The 8,442-nt window shown below is 69.6% G+C and carries 9 protein-coding genes; 8 read left to right on the top strand and 1 reads right to left on the bottom strand.

All coding sequences use genetic code 11. The features are described 5' to 3' along the window. The 3 genes from GRC12_RS38485 to GRC12_RS38495 all read left to right on the top strand — a co-directional run. Positions 1–521: MBL fold metallo-hydrolase (locus tag GRC12_RS38485; RefSeq protein WP_208784979.1), on the top strand; the 521-nt coding region annotated here is incomplete at its 5' end. Further along, positions 518–1,780 carry a kynureninase gene (gene kynU, locus GRC12_RS38490; protein ID WP_208784980.1) on the top strand — a complete coding sequence of 421 codons (1,263 nt, stop codon included), beginning with the start codon at positions 518–520 and terminating at the stop codon, positions 1,778–1,780. The genes GRC12_RS38485 and kynU, both read left to right, overlap by 4 nt. Before the next feature lie 162 nt (positions 1,781–1,942). Further along, positions 1,943–2,314 carry a DoxX family protein gene (locus GRC12_RS38495; protein ID WP_208784981.1) on the top strand — a complete coding sequence of 124 codons (372 nt, stop codon included), beginning with the start codon at positions 1,943–1,945 and terminating at the stop codon, positions 2,312–2,314. A gap of 56 nt (positions 2,315–2,370) precedes the next feature. Here GRC12_RS38495 and GRC12_RS38500 read toward each other — a convergent pair whose 3' ends face one another. Beyond that, on the bottom strand, positions 2,371–3,279 hold the full coding sequence (locus GRC12_RS38500) for a helix-turn-helix transcriptional regulator (RefSeq protein WP_208784982.1): 909 nt from the start codon (positions 3,277–3,279) through the stop codon (positions 2,371–2,373). A gap of 223 nt (positions 3,280–3,502) precedes the next feature. Here GRC12_RS38500 and GRC12_RS38505 point away from each other — a divergent pair, with 223 nt between their 5' ends. From GRC12_RS38505 to GRC12_RS38525, 5 genes are all read left to right on the top strand, one after another. Beyond that, entirely contained in the window at positions 3,503–3,937 is a 435-nt protein-coding gene (locus tag GRC12_RS38505) for a nuclear transport factor 2 family protein (RefSeq protein WP_208784983.1), read from the top strand. A 203-nt stretch (positions 3,938–4,140) separates the two neighbouring features. Then, positions 4,141–4,980 (top strand): SDR family oxidoreductase, encoded by an 840-nt coding sequence (locus GRC12_RS38510; RefSeq protein ID WP_208784984.1) that lies wholly within the window; start codon positions 4,141–4,143, stop codon positions 4,978–4,980. Between the two features lie 624 nt (positions 4,981–5,604). Continuing rightward, a complete protein-coding gene (locus GRC12_RS38515; RefSeq protein WP_208784986.1) occupies positions 5,605–6,219 on the top strand; it encodes a DUF1326 domain-containing protein in 615 nt (204 codons plus the stop codon). Continuing rightward, positions 6,216–6,974: a DUF2182 domain-containing protein gene (locus GRC12_RS38520; RefSeq protein ID WP_208784988.1), complete on the top strand. Its 759-nt coding sequence runs from the start codon at positions 6,216–6,218 to the stop codon at positions 6,972–6,974. The genes GRC12_RS38515 and GRC12_RS38520 overlap by 4 nt, the downstream gene beginning before the upstream one ends. Before the next feature lie 253 nt (positions 6,975–7,227). Next, positions 7,228–8,433 (top strand): alpha/beta hydrolase, encoded by a 1,206-nt coding sequence (locus GRC12_RS38525; RefSeq protein WP_208784990.1) that lies wholly within the window; start codon positions 7,228–7,230, stop codon positions 8,431–8,433. Positions 8,434–8,442 lie beyond the last annotated feature (9 nt).

The raw sequence follows: 8,442 nt of genomic DNA on the forward strand, positions 1-8,442 counted from the left end.
AGGTGATCGTCGTCGACGCCGCGCACGACGCGTACGCCATCGCCGGCGCCGTCGGCGGGCGGAGGCTGCGGGCGATCGTGTGCACCCACGCCCACAACGACCACATCGACGCCGCCCCCGCCCTCGCGGCCCGCACCGGCGCCCCCGTCCTGTTGCACCCCGACGACCTGCCGCTGTGGAAGCAGACCCACCCCGACCGGGCGCCGGACGCGGAACTGGCCGACGGGCAGGTGCTGTCCGTGGCGGGTGTCGAGCTGACCGTGCTGCACACCCCCGGGCACGCCCCCGGCGCGGTCTGCCTGTACGCGCCGGCCCTGGGAGCGCTCTTCAGCGGCGACACCCTCTTCGCGGGCGGCCCCGGAGCCACCGGACGCTCGTACAGCGACTACCGGACCCTCATCACCTCCATCAGCAACCGGCTCCTCGGCCTGCCACCGAAGACCGCCGTGCACACCGGGCACGGCGACTCCACGACCATCGGCCATGAGGCGACGCGCCTACGAGCGAAGGTGACCCCGTGACGTTCTCCCTCGACGATGCCCTCCGCCTCGACGCACAGGACCCCCTCGCCCTCTTCCGCGACCGCTTCGTCACCCCCGACGACGACACACTGATCACCTACCTCGACGGCAACTCCCTGGGCCGCCCGCCCAAGGCCACCCAGGAGCGCCTGAACGCGCTGCTCACAGGGGAGTGGGGCAGCCGGCTCATCCGCTCCTGGTCCGAGGGCTGGATGGACCTGCCCGAACAGGTCGGCGACGCACTCGGAGAGGCCGCGCTCGGCGCCGCGCCCGGCCAGGTGGTCGTCGCCGACTCCACCAGCGTCTGCCTGTACAAGCTTCTCCGAGGCGCGCTTGCCCTGCGCCCCGGACGGAACGAGATCATCACCGACCGGCACAACTTCCCCACGGACAACTACGTCGTCCAGGGCATCGCCGACGAACTCGGTCTCACCGTGCGCTGGATCGAATCCGACCCCGGCGCCGGCGTGACAGCCGAGGAACTCGCCGCCGAGCTCAACGAGAACACGGCCGTGGTCACCCTCTCTCATGTGGCCTACCGCTCGGCCTGGATCGCCGATATGCCAGCGCTCACCGCACTCGCCCACCAGCACGGCGCCCTGACCGTCTGGGACCTCTGCCACAGCGTGGGCTCCATCCCCGTCCAACTCGACGCCACCGGTGCCGACTTCGCCGTCGGCTGCACCTACAAGTTCCTCAACGCCGGTCCCGGGGCACCCGCCTTCGCCTACGTCCGGGCCTCACACCAGGACTCCTTCCGCCAGCCCGTGTGGGGATGGATGGGCGGGGACACGCCTTTCGCCATGCAACACGCCTACCGCCCCGCGCCCGGGGTGCGCCGCGTCCTGTCCGGCACCCCGCCGATCACGGGCATGATCGGCGTCCAGGAGGGAGTGGCCCTGGTCGCCGAAGCGGGCATCGACCGCATCCGTGCCAAGGGGATGGCGCTGACCGACATGGTCGTGCGGCTCGCCGATGACTGGCTCGTACCGCATGGCGTGCGCATCGCGTCCCCACGGGAACCGGATCGGCGGGGCGGCCACGTCACTCTCACCCGCGCCGACGCGGAACAGCTGGCGCAGCGGCTCATCGACGCAGGCGTGATCATCGACTTCCGTCCACCGGACGGCATCCGCGTCGGGCTGTCGCCTCTCACCACCGGTTTCGCCGAGACCTGGCGCGCCATGCGGATTGTCCGTGATTTCGCGGCAGCAGACCGACCTGCCCAGTCGACCCTCGCCGAGGCCGACGTGGCTTGATGGCGCCCTGATGGCGCCGCTGGTACCGGCTCGTGCACTGACCGCTCCTCAGCGGGGGTCCGGTCATCGGCACGCTCGCGGAGAGCACCCTCTTGTTTGAACTTTCCAGGAGAGGTAGGTTCCAGTAGTCCAAATTTGGACCTCATATCTCGGAGTGCAACTGTGAACGTGTTGCTGTGGGTCCTCCAGGCCCTCCTCGCCGTCGCCTTCGTTGTGGTGGGAGCCATGAAGATCCTGCGGAGCAGGGAGCGGCTCGCCTCTGTCTTCGGCTGGGTGGCGGACTTCCCCGACGTCGTCGTCAAGGGCACCGGAGTCCTGGACGCGCTGGTCGGTTTCGGGCTGGTCCTGCCGGGGGCCACGGACATTGCCCCGGGGCTCGTGCCCTGGGCGGCGATCGGCGGGATCGCGCTCGCGGGCGGAGGAACCGTGGTCCACCTGCGCCGGTCGGAGACGTCTCAGGCGGGCGGAAACCTGTTGTGGATCGCGCTGTTGCTCGTGATCGCGTGGGGCCGGTTCGGGCCGTACTCGTTCTGAGGGGCCCGGGAGCGATTTCTGGACGCCAAGCCGTCCGGCGGAGGTGATCGCCGGACTCACCGCCCGTCAAGGGTGTCGGGTCGACGGCTTGGTCGTGGACCCGTGTCCAGCTCCTGTCCGGCCGTGGCGGACCAGCTGGCGAGCAGCTTCAGGCCGTCCTCGGCGGCGGTGCCGGGTGGCGCGCTGTAGACGACCACGCTCAGGCCGCTGTCGTCCGGCAAGCTCATGGTCTCCTGATCGAGTTCCAAGTCGCCGACGACTGGATGGTTGAGGCGTTTCGTGCTCTCGCGGAAGACATGCACGTCCTGGGATCCCCACATCACGCGGAAGGCGTCGCTGCGGGTGGACAGTTCACCGATCAGGTTCGACAGTTCCCGGTCGTAGGGATTCCTCCCCGCCTCGATGCGCAGCGCGCCCACGGCGAAGCGGGCCATGCGCTCCCAGTCGGTGTAGAACCGCCTGGCTGCGGGATTGAGGAACGCGAACCGGGCGACGTTCGCCCCGCAGGTCGGGTCGGCGAACATCTCCGAGTACAGGGCGCGGCCCAGGGGGTTGGCGGCCAGCGTGTCGAGGCGGTTGTTCATCACGTACGCCGGCAGCTCCGGCATGCCGTCGACGATCCGTGTCACGCTCGGCCGCACCGTCGGCCGAACCGTCCGCTGCCGGGCTCGCGCCCCGGGCGCCGGTCCTGCGGCGCGGGCGAGGTCGTACAGGTACGTGCGCTCGGTGTCGTCGAGCCGCAGGGCGTGGGCGAGGGCGTCCAGCACACTGTCGGAGACTCCTTTGAGGTTGCCGCGCTCCAGGCGTGTGTAGTACTCGACGCTCACCCCGGCGAGCGTGGCGACCTCACCCCGGCGCAGTCCGGGCACCCGCCGCTGGCCGTACGCCGGCAGACCCGCCTGCTCGGGCGTGATCCTCTCGCGTCGGGAGCGGAGGAATGCGCTGACTGCGTCCCGGTTGTCCATGAGGACAGGCTAGGCGGGCCGCGCGATGGGTGGGGGGCCCTGCCAGTACCTCTCACAGCAAGGACTCCCCCGTCACGACCGTCTCCCGTTGCATGGTGCGTGCGCCGATCCTCCCGGGGCCCGACCGGTGCGAGGAAGCACCCGTCCCGGTCCGCCGACCTTTCCCGTACCGAGTTCCGCATGAGGGCTCGAGTACCTGAACAAGACTGAAAGGGCACACACGATGAGCAATCAGACCGACACGGTGACGGAGAGTCCTGCGGATGTCGTACGAGGGCTGTATGACGCGCTGGGCAAGGGTGACGTGCCTGGTGTCCTGGCCAAGCTCGATGCCGACGTGATCGTCGACGAGCCGAACCAGCTCCCCTACGGCGGCGTGCACCAGGGCCGCGAGGTGTTCGTGCAGTCCATCCTGGGCGCCATGATGGGCTACGCCGACGTCGCCATCACCGATGCCGAGGTGTTCGAGGGCCCGGCCGGCGTCGTCGGAACGCTCACCGGAACGCTCACGGCTCACACCACCGGTGAGAACTTCCCGCTGACCATGGTCGAGATCCACCAGGTCGAGGACGGCACGGTGCGCAAGATCGACGTCTACACCAAGAACCCCCACGAACTCGCCGCGTTCTACGCGCGCGCCGGGGCGGGCACCCGCTGACGACGACACGCTTCACAGTCCGGCCGAGAAGCCTCACGGCAGCGCGAGCAGCTCGGCCGGCTCATGCCCAGGCCCGGGCCGTCGCATCGACGCCCCCCTTGCCGGCATCAGCGATACCGCGGCCGGTCACTCGGACTGCGCGCACGGCCTCAAGCCGACTCGGAATCGTAGCCACGCGCTCGACACAGCGAAGGAAACACCCTATGACCACCACCTGGTTCATCACCGGCACGTCCTCAGGCTTCGGGCGACTGCTCACCGAACGCCTCCTGGCCCGTGGCGACCGCGTCGCCGCCACGCTCCGCCGGCCCGAGGCTCTCGACCACCTCCATGCCGAGCACGGCGGCGACCGGCTCTGGACCGCCCAGCTCGATGTCACCGACACCGAGCGAGTGCACCGTGTCGTAGGCGAGGCGTTCGAGGCCCTCGGCACGATCGACGTCGTCGTCAACAACGCCGGCTATGGCCTCCTCGCCTCCGCGGAGGAGGCATCCGACGAGCAGATCCGGCGCGTCATCGACACCAACCTGCTCGGCTCGATCCATGTCATCCGTGCCGCCCTCCCGCACCTGCGCGCCCAGGGCCGAGGCCGCATCCTGCAGGTGTCCACCGCGGGCGGCCAGACAACCTATCCGAGCCTGAGCTACTACCACGCCGCCAAGTGGGGCATCGAAGGGTTCTGTGAGACGGTCGCCCGCGAGATCGCGCCGTTCGGCACGGCCCTGACCATCATCGAGCCGGGCGCGACCCCCACCGGCTTCGACAACTCGCTCGACACCGCACCGCCCCTGCCCGCCTACGAGAACACCCCCGCGGCCGAGACCCGGCAGGCGTTCCTGGGCGGCCACTTCCCGGTGCCCAACAGCGCGGAGAAGATCGCGGACGCGATGATCGACCTCGTCGACTCCGGCGCGACTCCTCTGCGCCTCCCGCTCGGCCCCGACACCTACGAAGACGTCCGCGCCGCCCTCACCGGCCGGCTCGCCGAGCACGAGGCTCATCGCGACGTCGCCCACTCGGTGGCAGCCAGGCCCGCCGGGTGACCAAGCCGCCTTCCTGTCTCCCCCTGCGGAAGACCCAAGTCTGCGCCTTACGTCTCCACGCTCCTTCCGGCTCGCCTTCTACTCCTCGACAGCGCGAACGCCCCCCACCGATTGGCCCGGCTGAGGCTCGTCGTGGTCGCCGATGACCGAGACGCAGGGCCGCGGTTGTGCCGTGGGTGCGGCAGTCCGCTGATGCCGACGGCGAGGGCGACGGCCGCGTTCTGTTCGTCGGCCTGCCGGTCGCGGCACTGGCGGCGGACGCGGCGGGCGCGGGGGAGGACCGAGGCGGTCCGGGCCAGCGTGACGGTCTCGCTGCCCGGAGTGCCATGAGCCCGCTTCACGCAGGTCAGCGGCTCCCCCCCCCGCCAAGTCCTGATGTCGATGACCCGGGAAGGTCGTATTCGTCGTGCCCGTCCATCTGCGAGCGCGAATCCGAGGCCGCGGGTGCCCTTGCTCCCCGGTATCAGGATGGCTCCCCGGTATCAGGATGGTGAGCTGTGCCGGCTGCGGATCTGCCGCCGGGGGTGGTGAAGATTAGCCTGGAGAGGAGCGGCACCGGGACGGACGGACTCTTCCGATGCGACTTCTCACCGAGGGGGACGTGAAAGAGGGAGGCGAAGAGCCATGCCCTGGAACATGAACGGCACGTATCTCGAAAGCTGCAACTGCGACGTGGTGTGCCCCTGTACCACCTCGGGCCTCACCGCACCGGCCGACCACGAGCGCTGCCAAGTGACCCTAGCGTTCCATGTGGACAGCGGGAACGTGGACGGCGTGGACGTCTCCGACCGCAGTGTCGCCGTCTTCATCGACGCGCCTCGGGTCATGGCCGAGGGCGGCTGGCAGGTGGCGCTGTATCTCGACGGTGGGGCCGACGACGGCCAGGCGGATGCGCTGGGCAAGGTCTTCTCCGGCCAGGCCGGCGGGCCGATGGCGGCGCTCACCCCACTCATCGGCGAGGTCCTCGGAGTGGAGCGGGTTCCCATCGACTACCGCGATGACGGCCGTCACCACTCCGCGCGTGTGGGCGACGCCATCGACATCGAGATCGTGGACCAGGTTGCCCCGCAGTTCGGCGAGGACGGTCCGGTTATGAGCCTGACCGGCATGTTCCACCCGGTGAACAGCACCCTGACCATCGCCCGCTCCACCCGGGCGACGGGCGCCGGCGTGTACGGCCGGTCCTGGGACTTCTCCGGCGGCAACGGACACGCGGCGCCCTTCACGTGGTCGGCGTGACCGGTCGGCCGCTCACCGTCCGACGCGGGGTGGGCCCCGCCGGATTGCTGCTGGTCGTGGCGGCTGCCGCCTGGGTCTGGGTGGTGACGGGCTGGGGCGGCATGGAGGCGATGCCGGGCACCATGGGCCTGGGCCTGCCTGCCTTCCTGGCCGTGTGGACGCTGATGATGGCTGCGATGATGCTGCCCGCCACCACGCCCGTCGCCGCGCTGTACGCACGCACCATCGTCGTGCACCGCGTCCCGCGCATGGTCGTTTTCACCGTCGCCTACCTGCTTGTCTGGGCCGCGGCCGGGCTGCCGGCGTACGGGCTGGCGGTCGGTCTGGAACGGGCGGTGAGCCTTCCCGCCGCTACGGGAACCGCATTGGCCGCGGCCGCTTTCGCGGTCAACGGCGTCTACCAGCTCACGCCCCTCAAAGACCGCTGCCTGGCGAGGTGTCGCTCACCGATCGGGCTGATGTTGCGCTACACGTCGTACCCGGGGCCCTCGCGCGACCTGCGCGCGGGAGCCCACCACGGGGCGTTCTGCCTGGGCTGTTGCTGGTCGCTCATGGTGCTGCTGGCGGTGTTCGGTGTGATGAACCTGTGGGCCATGGTGGCCTTGACCGCCGTGATCACCACCGAGAAGCTCGCTCCGGCCGGCCGCTTCGTGGCCCGTGCTGTGGGGGTCGTCTCGATCGCTCTGGCCGTCGCCGTCTTCTGGGTTCCGGCGCTGGCTCCGGGACTCACAGGTAGCGGTACGACCGGGATGTGAGGACGGAGGCCGTCCCCGCGGGGAGGAACACGCCGGGCGGGCAGATGTTGACGGGGGCTGATTGCTGTTCACCCTTGGCAGTCGTCGTGCACCCCTGAGTGCGCCCCGCCGATCGGAGGAGCGGCGCCCACCCGATCAGTCACTCTCCGTGCGCCACGCCATCGTGCTCCCCGTACGGCCCGCGGGACGCGGAGATGCTGACAGCCCCTGGGGAACAACCGTTCCTCAGGTCGAACAGGCATCGGAGGCGACCATGCAGCCACTGACTCCCGTTGACCACAAGGTCAAGCACAAATCGACCGTCCCGGCGAACGTCGACGTAGAGATCGAGCTCTTCGTACGGGAATACAAGAAGGCCACCGGGCCCGCCGGCACCCCCAAGCCGGTCCTCATGCTCCACGGCAGGAGCGTTCCGGCCCTCCCCGGCTTCGACCTCGTGCTCCCTCCCAAGGGAGGTTCCCCGAACCCGGACACCAGCTACAGCTGGGCACAGTTCCTGGCGGGCAAGGGCTACGACGTCTACATCATGGACCTCCAGGGCTCCGGGCTCTCCCCCCGTCCGAAGATGGACGAACCGTGCAACGCCAACCCCGCCCAGCGGGGCCTGCTGGAGATCAATCCCGGCACCGGGACGTGCTCCCCGACCGCGCCCTACCCGCACCAACTGGGCAACTCCCAGAGTGAATGGGACGAACTGGCCACCGTCGTCAAGTTCATCAGGGAGCGGTGCGACAACGAGAAGGTCTCCTTCATCGGCTGGTCCGCGGCCTCGTTCGTCATGGGCCCGTACGCGCTGCAGCATCCCGGGGACGTGGCGAGCATGTTCCTCCTCGCGCCCATCTTCCCTCCGGCCGGCCGCTGGTCGACGCACACCGAGGCACCCTTCGCTCCACCTCCAGGGACGGGCCTGCCGACTCAGCCTGAGTCCAAGCCGGCCGCGGTCTTCGGTTTCCCGATGAACCTGACCAGCAAGGCCAGCCTGCAGGCCACCATCAGCGACAAGGAGCTGGCCGGCCACGTGTGGCGGTCCATCATGGACTGCGACAGCGGCGGCCAGAAGTGGGGCGGTACCACAGCCGGTGCGCCGGAAGGCGTCATGCGGTGGCGCAACTCCTACTGGTGGGGCTGGAACTCGAGCACCGTGCCGTACGGCTCCACGCTCGGCACCGCGGTGCCGGTGTGCATCGTCTACGGAGACCAGGACAAGACGGCCAACACCGCGGTGGAGCTGGGGCCGGTGCTGCACTTCTCCGTTCCGGACCTCTACCAGGCGATTCCGGGCGCCGACAAGCTGATGATCCGGGTCGAGGGGTGGGACCACCAGCCGGTCTGGGAACGCCGGCCCAACCAGATGCTGCAGCAGATGTCCTGGAAGTGGCTCGACGACAAGAAGGTCTACGGCGTCGAGAGCGGAAGCTGGGTCATGGACGCGGACGGCGTGGTGACAGAAGTGGAGTAAAGCTCCGGG

Source organism: Streptomyces griseorubiginosus (genome assembly GCF_017614965.1).
Classification (GTDB): domain Bacteria; phylum Actinomycetota; class Actinomycetes; order Streptomycetales; family Streptomycetaceae; genus Streptomyces; species Streptomyces griseorubiginosus_B.